Here is a 15,787-nt window from a genome sequence, read left to right as displayed (position 1 = left end):
CCCGTTCTTTACGCTAGCGTTTCGTTCTTCGTCGCGTCCGCGTACCAGTCCAGGATCTCCGATCCCGTCCACATGCAGACGCCCTCGTGCCCGAGGATGTAGTCGTAGAGCTGCTCCAGATACTTGATCCGGTGCGGCGCGCCGGTCAGGAACGGGTGGATGGAAATCGCCATCACGCGGGGGATATCCGCGCCCTCTTTATAGAGACAGTCGAAGTGATCCTTGCCGCGGCGGAAGATCTCGTCCGATGGCTGGCCCTGTACGGCGGTCATGACCACGTCGTTGATTTCGACGGTATAGGGGATGGCGGTGATATTGCCGGTTTTGGTGCGTAGCCGAGACGGCAGGTCGTCCAGCACCCAGTCGCAAACGTATTCTATGCCGGCGTCGGCCAGCAGATCGAGGGTGTGATCGGTTTCGGTCAGGCCAGGGCTCTCCCAGCCGCGCGGCGCCTTGCCGGTGAAGGCCTTGATGGCCTCGATCGTGTCGGCGATGGCCTTCTTCTGATCGTCGACCTTGTGCATGGGGCGCTGCGTATAGCCATGGCCGATGAAGTCCCAGCCGGCGTCAAGCGCGGCCTTGCAGGCCTGCGGGTACACCTCGCACGCGGAACCATTGACGGCGAAGGTCGCCTTCAGGCCGCGCTCCTCCAGCGTCTTCAGATAGCGCCAGAACCCGACTCGCATACCGTACTCGTGCCATGACCAGTTGGGGACGTCCGGCAGCATCGGCTGCCCCATGGGGGGCGGCAGAACGGCGCGCGGCATGGCGCTGGTCGGGATCCAGTTCTCGACATTGACGATGGTCCAGACCGCGACCCGGGCGCCGTTCGGCAACTTGATCCCGGGGCGATCGACGATGGGCAGATAGTCCAGCCGGCGGCGTAGCGTTGCGCCGATATCCGTATCGTCCGTCATCAGCAGAGTCCTTTCAATCAGGAGCGAAACGGATGCTAGCGCTCCTTCTCAATGGCTTGGCCCAACAAATATATTAGATATAATATCTTGTCAAACTGCGTCTCCACCCCTAGTGTGCGCTGCGCAACCTGTTCCAAGCCGATGAGTTTGCGGCTTCCGCGATTCTCGTCGCGACGTTGTCGGTGAAGAAGAAAGCAAACAGAGGAGGCTCTCATGAGGCCACTAGTATCGAAGCTCGTCGCCGCCGCCGCCTTGGCGTCCGCGGCCGTTCTGCCGGCGGGCGTCGTTAAGGCGGAGTATCCGACCAAGCCGATTGAATGGATCATCATGTGGTCGGCCGGCGGCGGCGCCGACACGGCAACCCGCATCTTCACCAAGTACTTCGAAAAGGAGCTGGGTCAGACCGTCGTCGTCCGCAACGTCACCGGCGCGAGCGGCACCGTCGGCTACCTGACCGCGAAGGCGGCCCGTCCGGACGGCTATACCGTCGTCAGCGCGCTCAGCGACCTGCCGAAATACAAGCCGCTCGGCACCAAGGGCATCGAGGTCGACGATTTCGACATCATCGGCAGTTTCGCCGTCGAGTCGCCGATTCTGGTCGCCCGCGCCGATTCGGACATCCACTCCCTCGAAGACTTCATCGAAAAGGCCAAGGCCAACCCCGGCGAGGTGACGGTGGGCGTTTCCAATATCGGCGGCGTACACCATCAGCCGGTCGTCTTGCTGGAGGAAGCCGCCGGCATCGACGCGCCGGTTATCGCGCATGACGGTTCGCCGCAGATGAACGCCGCGCTTCTTGGCGGCCACGTCGACATCATCTCGAGCTGGGTGAAGCAGTCGCTCTCCAACGTGCAGGCCGGCGACATGAACTACATCGCGTATTTCGGCGCCGAGCGTCTGGAGGCGTTCCCGGACGTCCCGACCGCGAAGGAGTTGGGTTACGACATCGTATGGGAGCACTCCTACGGCCTCGGCGCGCCGAAGGGCATTCCCGAAGAAGCCAAGGAGAAGCTTCTGGCCGCAATGAAGAAGGTCTGGGCGAACCCGGATTTCGCGGCTGACATGCGGAAAGTGGGTCTCACGCTGCACACGAGAGGCCCGGAGTATTACGACGAACTCAAGGCGACGGAAAAGGCCATGGACCATGTCGTCGAACTGATGAACCAGTAAGCAACACAAGATTTTTCAGGCGCGGCCGGCGCCCTTGAGGCCCGGCCGCGCCACCACCCACAACATCACAGGACGCGGCGCATGTTTGCGAATTGGCTCGTAAGTCTCTTCTCAATCGGTCTCAGTCTGCTGTTCTTCGGGGCGAGCTTCACTCTTGTGACCTTGCGCGCCGACCCGGGCGGGCCGGCCATCGTGCCGCAGATTCTCTGCGTTCTGACCATCGTCGCCGCCGGCGCCAATCTGGTGCTGACCATCGTCAAACAGGATGGCGCGCGGGTGGTCGCGGCGACGATCAGATCGTTCTTCGCTGACTTCAAGCTCGGCGTCCGCGCCGAAAAGTCGGAAGGTCCGCGGGTGTTCGTGGCCATGCTGCTAGTGTGTCTCTATCCGCTCGGCATTACGGAGTTTGGCTTCCTCCTCGCGACCGCGGCGCTGGTGGGGCTTCTCTGCTGGATCTGTCGGCTCAAGGTCTTGCGAAGCGTGATCCTGATGATCCTGACTCCGACCCTCATCTACTGGCTTTTCGACGAGATCATGAAGGCCCGCGTGCCGGAAGGCCAGATCTTCGACATTCTTATGCTGCTCTAGGGGCTCGGGAACATGGAACCCATTCTCGCCGCGGTCTCGATCCTCGCGGACCCGGTCAACATGGCGCTGCTCATCGGCGCGGTGCTCGCAGGTATTATCGTCGGCGCCATTCCGGGACTCACGTCCGCCGTCGCAATCGGTCTTCTGATCCCGTTCACCTTCGGTTTCACGCCGGAGACCGCGTTCATCCTCCTTCTCGGCATTTATGTCGGCTCCATGTACGGCGGCTCGATCCCGGCGATCCTCATGAATCTGCCGGGCACGCCGTCCGCAGCGGTGACGACGCAGGACGGCTTTCCGATGACAAGGGAGGGCAAGGCCGGCAATGCGCTTGGCATTTCGATCTTCTCGGGCACGATCGGCGGCGTCATCAGCTGCTTCTTCCTGGTGTTTCTGTCGCTGCAACTGGCGCAGGTCGCGCTGCGTTTCGGCGGGCCCGAATATTTCGCGCTCTGCACGTTCGCCATCGTTGTTGTTTTCGTGTTTTCGAGCGAGTCGGCGCTGAAGGGCGTCGCGGCCGCGGGTCTTGGCCTTTTGCTGTCGACCATCGGAATCGATCCCATTGCGCCCTATCCGCGCTTCACCTTCGATATTCCAGAGATCGCCATCGGTCTGCCGATCGTGCCGGCCACCATCGGCATGTTCTGCGTCGCCGAGGCGTTCCGCATGCTGGAGACGCCCAACACCCGCAACTCCCTCGACAGCAAATTCGCAGGCATGGGCGGCGTTTTTCGCCAGTTGCCGAGATTCGCGCCCTGCATTGCGCGATCCAGTGTCCTCGGCACCTTGGTCGGCATCCTGCCGGGCACCGGCGCGACGGTCGCATCCTATCTGTCCTACAACCTGGAGAAGTTCCTGTCCAAGACCCCGGAGCGCTTCGGGAAAGGGGCGCCCGAGGGCGTCTCGGCGGCGGAATCGGCCAATAACGCGTCCTCCGGCGGCACGATGATCCCGCTGCTAACCCTGGGCATCCCGGGCGATATCAACACGCTGCTTCTTATCGGCGCGATGTTCGTACACGGTCTCATCCCCGGGCCGACCATGTTCACCGAAAAGCTCGACCTCGTATACGTGATCTTCGGCGCGATGATCCTCTCGAACCTGATGATCCTGTTCCTTGGGGTGCTGTTCACCAAATGGGTCGCCAAGATCGCCACGGTCGAGAAGCGCTACCTGATCCCGGTTGTGCTGGTCATCGCCATCACCGGCCCCGCGATCGGCTACGGCCACGTCTATTACTTCTGGGTCGCGATCTTTTTCGGCCTGATCGGATATTTTTGCGAAAAGGGCGGTTTCCCGGTCCTGGCCATCGCCATGGGTCTGATCCTCGGTCCGATACTGGAATCCAACCTGCGCTCGTCGCTGATGCTGCCGGGCGTCGACGTAGCGATGTTCTTCACCCGCCCGATTTCGGGGCTCTTCCTGGGAGCGGCGATCATCCTGGTGCTCTATGGGGTCCGGCGTGAGGTCTTGGGCTGGCGCCGACGGCGCGCAGCATTGGCGGTGAATGGCGCCGGAGGTTCGAAATGAGCGCAGTCGAGGCTATCTGTCCGGTCGAGATCCCGCGCGCGGGATTCACCTTCGCGCCGGCGATGAAGGCGGGGCCCTGGGTCTTCGCCAGCGGCCACATGGCCGCCGACTACGCCGTCGGGATCGATCCCGCCGTGTTGGCCGCGACCCGCGATCTTCGGTCCGGCGCCCGGCAGGAGGCGGAGGCGGCGCATATCTTCAGGCGCCTGTCCGGCCTTCTGGCGGAATGCGGCGCCGATTTCTCGAACATCGTCCGCCTCGATCAATACTACCCCGACTGGCGCGCGGTGCCGCACTATCATCGGGCGCGCCACAAGGCGTTCAAGGGGACGCAGGGCGTGCCCGCCAGCACGTCGATTCTTCAGGATGCGCTGCTTTATCCGGACGCCAGCCTGCACGTCGAGATGCTCGCCCACACCCGCGCAGGCGGAGAGGCGATCGAAGTCCTGCGCCCGGACGGGCTGCCGGTGTCGTCGCATATGGGCTTCGCGCCCATCGTGCGTGTCGGCGACATGTTGTTCCTGTCCGGCCAGATGGCGGAGAAGGACAACGACGGCATCGCTCCGGAAGCCAGGGTGCCGTCGACGCATCATTGGAAGGGCTCCGCCATTCGCCTGGAAACGGATTACATCATCCGCAACAAGCTGAAGCCGGCGTTGGAAGCGGGCGGCGCCACGCTCGCCGACGTCGTGAAGGCGCAGGCGTACCTGTCCGATCCGAACGATATTCCAGCGTTCCACGATGTATGGAGCCAGTGGTTCGGCGACGCGGCGGCGGCGTTGACCGTGGTTCCATGCGCGACCCCGGGGTTCAACGTCATCGAGGCGTCCATCGAGATCAACATCGTCGCGATGCGGACGGATCGCAACGCCGAGCGCCGCGAGATCGCGGTCGACGACGTGTCGCCAGTCTTCGCCTCCAGCGCCGCGGCGGTCCGCGCCGGGGACCTGCTGATGATTTCCGGACTCATCGCATGCGATGAGGGCGGCCTGATCCCGGCCGCGCGCCCGGATCCGCGTCAGCCCCATTTCGGCTCGACAGCCAAGGCGCAGATGCGCCATATCCTGGATCAGGCCGAGGCGCTTTGCGCGGCCGCCGGCGCACGTCTCGACAATGTCGTGCGTATTCAACAGTTTCAGACGGACTTGCGGGAATTCCCGCAAACTGTCGAAACGTGGCGGGAACGTCTGGGCGACCGGCCGCTGCCGATTTCGGCCGTCGGCGTGCCGGGGCCGTTGCCCGTCAAGGACGCGACCATACAACTCGACCTTTGGGTGTACATTCCGCCGGCAGGCGTGGAGCAACGGACCCGGAGGGATTGAGATGAACGCAAGAAAGCCGATACGGGCCGCATCACTTCACACCAGCAGAACGCAGACCGTCGCAGATGCGCTGCGGCAAGCGATCCTGGAGGGGGCGCTCGAGGCGGGGGAGCGCCTCAATCTGGACGACCTGTCCGAACATTTCGGCATGAGCCGGATGCCGGTTCGCGAGGCCATCAAGATGCTTGAGGCCGAGGGACTGGTGAAAATCTACCCGTATCGCGGCGTGGAGGTGTCGAGCTTGGGCGCCGACGACCTCGATGAGTTGTTCGGGCTGCGCGACGTGCTGGAGCGCAAGGCCGCGGCGCGCGCCGTGACGCGCCTGAGCGAGGGCGACCTCGGCAAGATGAAGCGGATCCTGGAAGATATGGATGCGCTGATGGATCAGCACGACGAGTGGATCGACCTGAACCGGCAATTCCACAAGATAGTCAACCGCGCCTCCGGCTGGCCGCGCCTGATCGAGATGATCGATGTGCTGCGCGTCAACGTGGAGCGCTATGTCCGCGCCTATGTGTCGATGATGGGGCGCGAAACGCCGCAACGAGAACACTGGGCGCTTTACGAGGCATGCCGGAATCGTGACCCGGAAGCCGCGCAAGCCGCCATTTCCGATCACTTGCGCCACACCGCTGAATCGCTGGCGAGCCACCTGCCCGATGGCGGCGCGCAAACCGACGCTGCGAACACGCCTCCGCCGGAGGAACGGCAGAAGAAAAGGACAAACCTCCAGTGAACGAACACATCTCACCCCGAACCGTGGACACGAGCACCAGCGCGCCGACTGTCGCGGAATGGTTCTTGCGCTCCCTGATCGCGCACGGATGCGAGGCGATCTTTCTCAATCCGGGCACCGACACGCCGCCCCTGCAAGAGGCGTGGGCCAGGTTGAAGGCCGAAGGGTGGCCGGTTCCGGAATTGGTGCTGTGCCCGCATGAAATCATCGCGGTGACCGCGGCGCAGGGGTATTATCTCGCCAGCGGCAAGCCTCAGGTCGCCTTCGTGCATGTGGATGTCGGCACGGCGAATGCATCGGGCGGTCTGAACGATGCGCGTGCGTCGCAGATCCCGATGATTCTATGCGCCGGCATGTCGCCAGTGACGACCGACTCGACGATACCCGGCGCGCGGATGAAATTCATCAACTGGTTGCAGGATGTGCCGGATCAACTGGCGCTCGTCCGCAATTATGTCAAATGGAGTCAGGTCGTCAGCCACCCCGCCTCGGTCTGCACGGCGGTCGACCGCGCCTTTCAGATGGCCCGGAGCGAGCCGATGGGGCCGGTTTACATGGCCTTTCCGCGCGAGACGATGATGGAGCAGATCGAGGCCCCTCTGGCGTTGGGGCCGGACCGATCGCGGCCGGTCAAGCTGCCGGCGCTGGACGAGGCGACCGCTTCCGCGCTCGTCGACAAGCTTTTGGCGGCGGAGAACCCGTTGATCATCACCGGTTATGGCGGGCGCTCGCGCGCGCATCGGGACGCCATCGTCGCTCTGACCGAAACCCTCTCCGTGCCGGTCACGGAATATCGCGGCCGCTTCAATGCGCCGCTCGATCATCCGATGCATCTTGGCTTCAACCCGGAGCGCTGGGTCGGCGACGCCGATTTGATCCTGGTCATCGATCAGGACGTGGCGTTCGTGCCGGCGGACCGCAAACTCCGCGACGACGTCGCGATCGTGCATATGGGGCCGGACCCGATCCAGCAGAACCTGACCATCTGGGGCTTTCCCGCGGATCAGACCATCGCATGCAACACGCTGGCCGGCTTGTCGTCTCTGGTCGCCGCGGCGAGGTCGCGCGCCGCCGGACTGAAGCCGGAGGAGACGGCGAAGCTCGATGCGCGCCGCTCCAAGGCGCTCGCCGATCATGGCGCGGCGCTCGCCGATTATCCGAAGACGGAGGACCCGGCGCGGACCAACCGCATCACGCCCTTCATGGTCGGCGAGGTCATGACAGAGACATGCCCCGAAGCGCAGGTTTTTGAAGAGGCCGTGACCTCCGGAAATCCGTTCGCCTATGGTTTTCGGCCGAACGAGGATGGCGCCTACAACCGTAATGGCGGGTCCTTCCTCGGCTGGGGCCTCGGGGCGTCGCTGGGCGCCAAGCTGGCGGATCGGGAGAAGCTGATCGCGACCGTTGTGGGCGACGGTTCCTTCATATTCGGCGTGCCGACGGCGGCGTTGTGGGCGTCCAGGCAGCACAAGCTGCCTTTGCTGATCGTGGTGCTGAACAACGCCTGCTACAATTCCGTCCGGCTGGCGACGCGGGACTCCTATCCGCAAGGCGTCCAGGCGACGGACGGCTATGTCGGCGTCGACCTGACCGATCCGCCGGCGTTCGAGGCGCTGGCCGAGTCATGCGGCGCCTGGGGTGAGCGGGTGGAGGCGCCGGCCGATCTCCGGCCCAAGCTGCGCGAGGCGCTCGACGTCGTGCGCGCGGGACGCACCGCCGTTTTGAACATCGTCATAGAAGCCGCGGAGAAGCCCCTCTGAGCGGCGTCTCTCGAAACTAGCAGGCCCATGCAAATGAATGAAAAAACCGCCCGCGGCGGGCATGCCGCAACCTGTCAATGTCGGGGGTGCGATATCGCCCGGACGTCCGCCTTCGATATTCACGCCCACTATTACCCCGACGCGTTCCTCGATCTCATCGAGCGAGAAGGGGAGGAGTGCGGCGCCAACTTCAAGCGCACGGATGCCGGCCCTGTCGTAAAGGCGCCGCCGCTGCATGCCGGGCCAATCGAGGCGAAGTTCATCGACCTCGACCTTCGGATCGCGGCCATGGACGGTCAGGGCGTTCAGGCCCAGGCTCTGTCTCTTACCCAGCCGATGGCCTATTGGGCGGACGATGCGCTCTCGGAGAAATTGTGCGTGACGTTCAACGACAGCCTATCCGAGGCGCACGCAAAGCATCCCGAACGGCTCTACGGTCTCGCCACGCTGCCGATGCAGAAGCCGGACCTCGCCATCAAGGAGGCCCGGCGCATCGCCGCCATGCCCGGCATGAAGGGCGTTTATCTGGGCACCTGCATCCTTGACCGGGAGCTCGCGGACGTGGCGTTCTGGCCGGTTTATGAGGTCCTTTCGGAATTGCGCCTGCCGGTGTTTCTGCATCCGCTGAACGTCATCGGCATGGAGGACAGGCTGAAAGATTACTTCTTCTCAAATCTGCTCGGCAATCCGATGGATAACACCATCGCCGCGGCCTACCTCGTGTTCGGCGGCGTTCTCGACCGTTTTCCCGATCTCGACATCGTGCTGCCTCACGGTGGCGGGGCTTTCCCGTTTCTTATCGGTCGTCTGGAGCATGGCTGGCGCGTGCGCGCAGAGTGCAAGCACCTCGAGCGCAGCCCGCGCGAATATCTCAGCCGATTCTACTACGACACGATCACACACGACGCATCTGCGCTGAAGTATCTGATCGATGTCGTCGGCGCCGATCGAGTGCTGTTGGGGTCCGACTATTGTTTCGATATGGGGTGCGAGCAGCCGCGCCGGATCCTGACCGAAAATCAATCGATCAGCGACGCCGACAAACAGGCGATTATGGAAACCAACGCGCGCCGGTTACTGAAAATATGACCGCGCCGGAGCATTTCCTCGGTTTGTGAAGCCGTTCGCGCAATCATCTCGCGTCGACGCGTCGAGGGTGGCGGAGCCTGCGGTCTTCAGGAATTAGCCAGACGGATGATTATCTGACGCGACCCGCTCTGGCGGATATCGGGGGAAATGGCGGCCAGGCCGCGCTATCGCTTGATTATGCCGAGCGGCTTCGCGCCCTGACTCTTGCGATCAGTGCGCGCCCTCCGCGCCTCCTGCGAGGTCGACGCGCAGCGACTTCCGGATATTCGGGACCCTCGCAGTGGGCTTTTCCGGCGCCGATGACACGGGTTGGAATCCGCCCCCATTCGGCCGTTTGACGGCACGCGAGAATCCCTTCCGCTACAGCAAGACGTCGCTTGGGCTCGACGGTGTCGCCCACGCTCCACGTCACCATCGTCAGTAGGCGGAGCGCCGCGCCGAGTGACGCATGAATGGCCGAACTCTCGCCGAAAGGGCTTCCAATTCCATGTCTCCGCTCAGCGCCGCCCGCCCGCTTGTTCCGCTATCCATCACGGGATCACCAGTTGCTGGAGTTTTCCGGCGCCTTGAGCCGCTGTCACCGTTTGGCCCGCCCGGCTCGAGGTTTGCCGGGGGTTATGCTCGGGGCGGCGTCACCGTGCCTGAGCCGTTCATCAGCGTTATCGGCGTGTAATTCGCAATCGCAGGGTGAAGGCGGGCTTCATTGTAGTCCCCACGCGAGCGCCCGATCATTGATCGGGCGTTGTCAGGGCTCATGAGCCAGTGCGCGCCGCGGTGGGTCCAAGCTGACGGTTTTCCATTTGGTCGCGATATTTCATGCAAAAGAGAAGGGTCCGGCCGCCCCACAGCGCCGGACCCTTCGGGAGGCTTCTCGACGGGGCGAAACACACACACCCCGGAGACAGCCTGAGGCTTACATACGCGCCTCGCTCCACACCCACACAGTCAGTCCCACAATTCGGCAGCTTCATCGCCGGGCCACACCCCGGAAGAAGCCTCAGGCCTTGCGCACGCGGCCCAGATACACGAACCCCAGCACGCCCGTGCCAAGCAGCAGCAGGGCGGGCGGCAGCGGAACCTGGCTCGGCGCCTGGAACGCGCCCTCGGCCGCGTTCGGGATGTCCCGCCCATCGAAACCGTTCGACGGCGTGAAGACCGCGTAGCGCAGATCCGCGCCATGCGTGAAGTTCAGGGCGAGATAGAGCGAGCCGGTGAACCGTTCGTTGAGGCTCAGGGTGAGCGTCTGGCGCGGCGAACGGTAGTCGATCTGGACTTTCTTGTTCAGCTTCTTGCCGTCCCATTCGTGGTCGAAGGGCGCGTTGTCGAAGAGCACCGTCCCGCCCGCCGAGTAGGAATAGCCGTATTTCTCGGGAGCGAAGAAGCTCAGCGTGATGTCCTGCGCGCCCGAGGGGAGCCCGGTGAAGACGAAGTAGTCGTCGCTCTTTGCCCCGCCGGTTCCCTCCAAGGCGACGATCCCGGCTTCGATCACCGTCGGCGCGCGGAAGTCGGCGCTGTACTCGCCCCCCTTCACATCCGCTTCGAGCAGCGTCGTCGCCTGCGCGGCCCCACCCATGAGAAGTCCGACCACACACCCCAGAACACCAACTGAACTTTTCATGATCCCGTCCCGATACAAGGTTTCGATACAGGGTGTGTTGCAAACGCCGTGCCAAAACCTGAGCGGGCATTGAAATTCGTCCATCCACCGGGGCGTGTGCCGCCTAAGGGTTTGCAATGGGACGGTAATTTTACCTGAAGGCGATCAACCTGAGCGGGCGCCACGCCGCCGTCCGGATATTGGCGATTTGCAAATCTGAGCGCTTCGCAAATGCGAAATGCGACTATGGCGCAGCCGCCGCACCATCGCCATCCGAGCGCCATAATGACAGGAAGAGCGAAGATAGTAGGGCGAGTTCAAGTATTTGAGAGGATATCCGCCAAGCTGCGGGTCCCGCGCCAGGCTCTTCAGGCCACGCTCCTCAGCCGCAGAAACGCTCTGGCGGCCAAGAACCGCAATGGTTGTATTCCTTCCGGGGCGCAGGCGCGCCTCGCGGTCCGGCGTCTGGCCCACGGAGGTCATGTCTAGGCCGGACTGTCCGCGCTCAAACACTTCCAGTCGCCCCTCTCAAACTGCACGTCGGCGGGTGCGATCGTCTCCGAGACAAACCCGGCCTGGATTTCCGCATCGACCAGAGATTTGGTCGGATCGAACATCGTTGCTTCCACCGCCACTCTCCTTCACGATGGCCTGCGCCCGACGAATGTCCTGGGTCTACGTTACCTTATCGCCGCCGCACAGAAACGGGATCGCCGTCTTGCCGCGCTGTGCGGAGCAAGCCCGGTGTCGCGGGCGGAAATGCGCACGGATTTCGCTGACGCCCGCGCCGACAGACGTGACCGACGCAGCAGTATCGCGAAACGGATTGGCAATTCGTCTTTGGAGACCGGCCTCCCGCATCGCGCACCGCCGCTAACCGCCCTCCACAGAAACACAGTAAAATTCGGCGGGCGGGGCGGAAGGCGACGTTTGCGATGGACCGGCTGGCTGTGCTGACGTTCCTCTGCGAACTGGTTGTTGATCGGCGCGCCGCAGGCTCCCCAGTCAGCGCCGAAGTGAAACCCCGGTCGCAGGCCGAGAACCTCTGCCACCCCATGATGTTAGGGGCGACAGACTGGGGTCTCGATTGGGCGCCTGTCGGGGGCCCGCGATGCGCCGATCACCACCCATCACGGCGTCCGCACGATCTGGGCGTAGATGTCAGCGTCCGTGACGCCCTCTGAACCGATCAGCAGGACGCGCGATCTTTCGTTCAGCCCGAGGGCTTTGCGCAGGGTGGGTTGGCGGGCCGCGGCGATCAACGCGGCAAGGCCGCAGACTGCGCTCTCGCCGGCCGCAATTGCCGGGTCCGAGCCGAGCGGACGCGCGGCCAGTCGCATCGCGGGTCCGACGAGGCTTTCGGGAACGGTTACGAAATCCTCGACCTCTTCGCGCAGCACCTCCCAGGCGACAGGCGAAGGCTCACCGCAAGAAAGTCCGGCCATCAGCGTCTCTTCCTCGACCGGCACGGCCGTGGCGATGCCGCTTGATGCGCTGGCGAACATGCAGGCGGCCAGTTCCGGCTCGACGACAACGTAGCGAGTCCCCCGCCCCATCTTCTGCACCAACCGGGCGGTTATCGCCGCAGCGAGGCCGCCGACGCCGGCCTGGACGAACAGATGCGTGGGACGGTCATGAAGCGTCGCGGCGATCTCGTCGAGCATCACGCCATACCCCGCCATCACGTCCCGCGGCGTTTGCGTATACCCCTCCCAGGATGTGTCGGAAACGACAAACCAGCCGTTCTCCTCGGATTCCTTCCGGGTGACGCGCACGGATTCGTCGTAGTCGGCCAGTACGCGGACGACCTCGGCGCCAAGATCGCGCATCGCCTGCGCTCGACCCTCGCTGACCTCCTTGTGGATGTAGATCCGGCACGGCGCGCCAACCATCCGGGCGCCCCAGGCCAGGGAGCGGCCGTGGTTGCCATCGGTCGCGGAAGTGAGTGTAATCTGTGCGATTTCGGCGCTCAGCGACCCATCGCGGATTTCATGCGTCGAGACCGGGCGGTCGAGCCGCAAACTTAATTCCCGCTGCAAGACGAGAAGGCCCGCATAGGCGCCGCCAAGCGCCTTGAAACTGCCTAGGCCAAAGCGCGGCCCCTCGTCCTTGAAAAGGACTTCGCCCAGTTCAAGTGCGGCGGCGAGTTCGGGCAGATGGTGCAGGGGCGTGGGACAGTAGCCTGTCCATGACGAGATCTCCGCAGCCGCCTGTGCGAAGTCGTCACGGGTCATCACGGTTTCGGCGGCATCGCCCGGACGCGCGTTGACGTGAATATGGCCGAGTCTGGCTTCATCGAATATCTGCCACATGGTGGGCCTCCATCGCATGAGGTGCGCGGCGTTCGCCGTTCGCGCGCGGGTATTTCGGGTGACGTTAGTGCGGCGAACGGCGGGAATTTCGGCAATTGTCTTCCCGCCGGTGTGGAATTTCCGCGATCTCGCGGCCAATTCAGGATAAATCGCCATACGGGCGCCGGCAACGGGTGCGCCGATGGCCGAGCGATCCCGTCCTGCGGCTCGGAAACCGCCTGAAACTGGCCGACCGTTGCACCGCAGACCGTGAAATCGCGTCACAGATCACAGCCGCCTTTACCGGTCGATCCTTGCAGACTGGGTCATGGGGGCATGCGCCCGTACCCGGCGGCAAGCTTGCGAATTTCGTTCAAGGGACGTTGTGATGACGACATACCTTCGCCCGGACGAGGCGTTGATGTGGTGAGATTTGGCTGGCAACTGCGGGGAATTTCAGCCAACATTCTGTTGGCAGGATGGAATTTTCGCAATCACGTTGGGGTTCGAAAGAAGACCTCCATGACCCGGCTCCCCGGTCTCATGGAATAGTGACACTTCCTCGCCATCCGCCCGGCTGCGTGACGACGCTCGCCTTCCTCGGGCAACGGAGACGTGCGCAAAGTTCGACGTGCCGCCGCTGGTGCGGCCATTCAAGAACGGGATTATCCAGGGAGTTCGGAACCCAGATGGATTCATTCGACGTGAAACTTCTGGAACTTATCCAGGAGAACAGCCGACTGACGGCGGATCAACTGAGCGAATTCGTCAATCTCTCGCCTTCAGCCTGTCAGCGGCGGATCAAGCGGCTGCGTGACGATGGCGTGATCGAGGCCGAGGTGGCTGTGTTGTCCCCGGCCGCGGTAGGGCGCGGATTGATGATGGTCGTCGGCGTTACCCTTGAGCGCGAACACCCCGATATCATCAACGGATTCAAGGAATCGATGCGCGCAATGCCTGAGGTCATGCAATGCCTATATGTAACCGGTGGTGTCGATTTCATATTGATTGTGACAGCGAAGACCATGGAGCAATACGATGCCTTTACACAGCGTTTCTTTTTCGAGAATCCGAATATCCGCAGGTTCGAGACCTCGGTTGTCATGGATCGGGTCAAGATGCGGCTGAGCGTGCCACTTGATGTCGCCGACTTCGATTGAGGCCTGCTGGGCTGTCATCCATGTGGCCGCCAGATGCGGCCTGTGTCCAGCCAGGTGACGCGCTCGAAGACCGGGTACACGCTTTGTCACGTTAACTGCACAGAAACAGGCGATGTGATCTTGGCGGAATTCAGGCGGCGACGATCTCGCGCCATCCCGCGAACGCCTCGGCCCGCAAGGCCTTCAGGCTGCGGCGGGAAATCAAGTGGCGCTGGACGCTGAACTGGTTGTCGATGGCGGCGTGGGTCGCGTGGAATTGCTGGGCTGATCCTGGCGTGCGAAATCGCCGGCGCCTTCGTTCCCGCTATCGTGTCGGCTGGTGGGAGACCTCCGCCCGATTGTTCGCCCAACCTCCGGCTACATGGCGATCCGCCAGCCGGAGCCGGTGACCGGCGTCGACAACTATTTCGGCGAGGCGGTTGCGCGGGCGGCGCGCATCGAGCCGGTCACCACCGAGGGCCGCGTCTTTGTCTCGGAAGAGTTCGCCGCGGCCCTTTCGCTGGACCCAGAAAGCCCTGCCGCCGCCGAATATGTCGGCGCCCGCGACACGGCGAAGAAATACGGACGTTTCCGTCTTTATCGGCTAAGGCGGCAGCCGTCCCCTCTGCCTGTGCCGAGGGGGCCTCAGACTGCGTCCGCCGTCACTTAGCCGAGGCGACGACCTGCAGCGTCTTGAGACGCGCGCTTGTCGCGCGGTTCTTGCCGCTGACGGCGAGGCGCACGCTCTCCATGGAGGCGGAGGGTCCGGCCGCGCCGTCGGCCCCGATTGAGTAGGCGAAGCCAAGCGCGTAAGCGTCCGAGAACACGTAAAAGCCGTTGAGGGGCAAGAGGTCCGGATACACTGCGCCCACATTGTAGGCGCGGCCGCGATAGCCCGACGGGGATTCCACGTCGCTGAAGCAGCTGTCGTCGAAATCGGCGTTGGCGCCGGGCGCGCACGGCTTGGCGAATTTGCCGGCGGCGAGGAGGGCCTGGAGCCTCTCGGTAATGCGCGCTCCCGCGGCGGCGACCCGGCCCGCCTCCTCAGCGGTCAGCCGCGCGCCGGACCATGGATCGAAGTTGAATGCACAATCAGAGAGCGGCGCGCCGTTCCTAAAGCAGGCGGGAATCTCAACCGGGTATTCCTGGCTCAGCGGCCCCGGCTCGCCGAGATAGTCGGGCTGCGAAAGCTGTTCCACGTTCGCCATCTGGACGGTGGCGAGGCGCGCGCCCGTCTCCGGATCGTGGGTGATCCCCGATACGAGCGCCATGCAAAGGGTGTCGAGCGTGAAGCCCCCTGCGCGGTAGCGGCCAAGGAATTCGTCCGAAACGGATAGAAGTCCGCCGCCGTCGCCGTAATAGAAACACTTGTTCTTCAGCGTTTCTTCGCCCGCATAGGGGCCGTAATTCGCCTCCATCAAGCCAAGCTGGCGCTGGGAGGCGACATCGGTCAGCACGACTGGAAAATCGCCGCTATCGGCGATGGCGGGCCCTCGGGCGCCGGCCTCAAAGAAGACGGACCAGAGATAACCCTCGTAGAGATCATCGTCCGCGCGCGCCGAATCGGCGCCGCAACCGGTAAAGGCCAGCAGGACCGCGCCCGCCATGATCTTGAATTTCATCTTCTGTCTCCGCTCCCGTCACTCTG

Annotated in this window: 14 protein-coding genes; 9 read left to right on the top strand and 5 right to left on the bottom strand. The window is 63.5% G+C overall.

Annotated features, from left to right (window positions below; all coding sequences use genetic code 11):
- Positions 1–8 precede the first annotated feature (8 nt).
- Positions 9–917 carry a polysaccharide deacetylase family protein gene (locus G5B40_RS09605; protein ID WP_165097915.1) on the bottom strand — a complete coding sequence of 303 codons (909 nt, stop codon included), beginning with the start codon at positions 915–917 and terminating at the stop codon, positions 9–11.
- A 213-nt stretch (positions 918–1,130) separates the two neighbouring features.
- Between G5B40_RS09605 and G5B40_RS09600 the strand changes: the two genes are divergently transcribed.
- From G5B40_RS09600 to G5B40_RS09570, 7 genes are all read left to right on the top strand, one after another.
- Positions 1,131–2,087: a tripartite tricarboxylate transporter substrate binding protein gene (locus G5B40_RS09600; protein WP_165097913.1), complete on the top strand. Its 957-nt coding sequence runs from the start codon at positions 1,131–1,133 to the stop codon at positions 2,085–2,087.
- 81 nt (positions 2,088–2,168) lie between these two features.
- A complete protein-coding gene (locus tag G5B40_RS09595; RefSeq protein ID WP_165097911.1) occupies positions 2,169–2,675 on the top strand; it encodes a tripartite tricarboxylate transporter TctB family protein in 507 nt (168 codons plus the stop codon).
- A gap of 12 nt (positions 2,676–2,687) precedes the next feature.
- On the top strand, positions 2,688–4,205 hold the full coding sequence (locus G5B40_RS09590) for a tripartite tricarboxylate transporter permease (RefSeq protein WP_165097909.1): 1,518 nt from the start codon (positions 2,688–2,690) through the stop codon (positions 4,203–4,205).
- Positions 4,202–5,527 (top strand): RidA family protein, encoded by a 1,326-nt coding sequence (locus G5B40_RS09585; protein WP_165097906.1) that lies wholly within the window; start codon positions 4,202–4,204, stop codon positions 5,525–5,527. Before G5B40_RS09590 ends, G5B40_RS09585 begins: the two co-directional genes overlap by 4 nt.
- A 1-nt stretch (position 5,528) precedes the next feature.
- Positions 5,529–6,263 carry a GntR family transcriptional regulator gene (locus G5B40_RS09580; protein ID WP_165097904.1) on the top strand — a complete coding sequence of 245 codons (735 nt, stop codon included), beginning with the start codon at positions 5,529–5,531 and terminating at the stop codon, positions 6,261–6,263.
- Positions 6,260–8,023 carry a thiamine pyrophosphate-requiring protein gene (locus G5B40_RS09575; RefSeq protein ID WP_165097902.1) on the top strand — a complete coding sequence of 588 codons (1,764 nt, stop codon included), beginning with the start codon at positions 6,260–6,262 and terminating at the stop codon, positions 8,021–8,023. The genes G5B40_RS09580 and G5B40_RS09575 overlap by 4 nt, the downstream gene beginning before the upstream one ends.
- Before the next feature lie 33 nt (positions 8,024–8,056).
- Positions 8,057–9,112 carry an amidohydrolase family protein gene (locus tag G5B40_RS09570; protein ID WP_165097900.1) on the top strand — a complete coding sequence of 352 codons (1,056 nt, stop codon included), beginning with the start codon at positions 8,057–8,059 and terminating at the stop codon, positions 9,110–9,112.
- Between the two features lie 997 nt (positions 9,113–10,109).
- On the opposite strand, the gene G5B40_RS09565 is transcribed toward G5B40_RS09570, so the two are convergent.
- The 3 genes from G5B40_RS09565 to G5B40_RS09555 all read right to left on the bottom strand — a co-directional run bounded on the left by G5B40_RS09565 (position 10,110) and on the right by G5B40_RS09555 (position 13,021).
- On the bottom strand, positions 10,110–10,730 hold the full coding sequence (locus G5B40_RS09565; protein WP_165097898.1) for a hypothetical protein: 621 nt from the start codon (positions 10,728–10,730) through the stop codon (positions 10,110–10,112).
- Between the two features lie 464 nt (positions 10,731–11,194).
- Entirely contained in the window at positions 11,195–11,338 is a 144-nt protein-coding gene (locus tag G5B40_RS09560; protein WP_165097895.1) for a hypothetical protein, read from the bottom strand.
- Between the two features lie 501 nt (positions 11,339–11,839).
- Positions 11,840–13,021, bottom strand: a complete 1,182-nt coding sequence (locus tag G5B40_RS09555; RefSeq protein ID WP_165097893.1) for a diaminopropionate ammonia-lyase — start codon at positions 13,019–13,021, stop codon at positions 11,840–11,842.
- A 668-nt stretch (positions 13,022–13,689) separates the two neighbouring features.
- Between G5B40_RS09555 and G5B40_RS09550 the strand changes: the two genes are divergently transcribed.
- Both G5B40_RS09550 and G5B40_RS09545 read left to right on the top strand, forming a co-directional pair.
- Complete coding sequence (locus G5B40_RS09550) at positions 13,690–14,160, top strand: Lrp/AsnC family transcriptional regulator (RefSeq protein ID WP_165097891.1); 471 nt, start codon at positions 13,690–13,692, stop codon at positions 14,158–14,160.
- A 319-nt stretch (positions 14,161–14,479) separates the two neighbouring features.
- The gene (locus G5B40_RS09545) at positions 14,480–14,809 is read left to right on the top strand and encodes a nucleotidyl cyclase domain-containing protein (protein WP_165097889.1); all 330 of its coding nucleotides are present in this window, start codon (positions 14,480–14,482) and stop codon (positions 14,807–14,809) included.
- Here G5B40_RS09545 and G5B40_RS09540 read toward each other — a convergent pair.
- The gene (locus tag G5B40_RS09540) at positions 14,802–15,761 is read right to left on the bottom strand and encodes a hypothetical protein (protein WP_165097887.1); all 960 of its coding nucleotides are present in this window, start codon (positions 15,759–15,761) and stop codon (positions 14,802–14,804) included. The genes G5B40_RS09545 and G5B40_RS09540 overlap by 8 nt on opposite strands.
- Positions 15,762–15,787: the final 26 nt, after the last annotated feature.

Source organism: Pikeienuella piscinae (genome assembly GCF_011044155.1).
In the GTDB taxonomy this organism is placed as follows: Bacteria; Pseudomonadota; Alphaproteobacteria; order Rhodobacterales; family Rhodobacteraceae; genus Pikeienuella; species Pikeienuella piscinae.
The sequence above is the reverse complement of the archived record's forward strand: the minus strand, read 5'-3'. Positions and strand labels throughout refer to the sequence as shown.

Excerpts from the sequence above, each read along its gene's own strand:
- G5B40_RS09605 (WP_165097915.1), bottom strand. The coding sequence starts at position 917 with ATGACGGACGATACGGATATCGGCGCAACGCTACGCCGCCGGCTGGAC.
- G5B40_RS09600 (WP_165097913.1), top strand. The coding sequence starts at position 1,131 with ATGAGGCCACTAGTATCGAAGCTCGTCGCCGCCGCCGCCTTGGCGTCC.
- G5B40_RS09595 (WP_165097911.1), top strand. The coding sequence starts at position 2,169 with ATGTTTGCGAATTGGCTCGTAAGTCTCTTCTCAATCGGTCTCAGTCTG.
- G5B40_RS09590 (WP_165097909.1), top strand. The coding sequence starts at position 2,688 with ATGGAACCCATTCTCGCCGCGGTCTCGATCCTCGCGGACCCGGTCAAC.
- G5B40_RS09585 (WP_165097906.1), top strand. The coding sequence starts at position 4,202 with ATGAGCGCAGTCGAGGCTATCTGTCCGGTCGAGATCCCGCGCGCGGGA.
- G5B40_RS09580 (WP_165097904.1), top strand. The coding sequence starts at position 5,529 with ATGAACGCAAGAAAGCCGATACGGGCCGCATCACTTCACACCAGCAGA.
- G5B40_RS09570 (WP_165097900.1), top strand. The coding sequence starts at position 8,057 with ATGAATGAAAAAACCGCCCGCGGCGGGCATGCCGCAACCTGTCAATGT.
- G5B40_RS09565 (WP_165097898.1), bottom strand. The coding sequence starts at position 10,730 with ATGAAAAGTTCAGTTGGTGTTCTGGGGTGTGTGGTCGGACTTCTCATG.
- G5B40_RS09555 (WP_165097893.1), bottom strand. The coding sequence starts at position 13,021 with ATGTGGCAGATATTCGATGAAGCCAGACTCGGCCATATTCACGTCAAC.
- G5B40_RS09550 (WP_165097891.1), top strand. The coding sequence starts at position 13,690 with ATGGATTCATTCGACGTGAAACTTCTGGAACTTATCCAGGAGAACAGC.
- G5B40_RS09540 (WP_165097887.1), bottom strand. The coding sequence starts at position 15,761 with ATGAAATTCAAGATCATGGCGGGCGCGGTCCTGCTGGCCTTTACCGGT.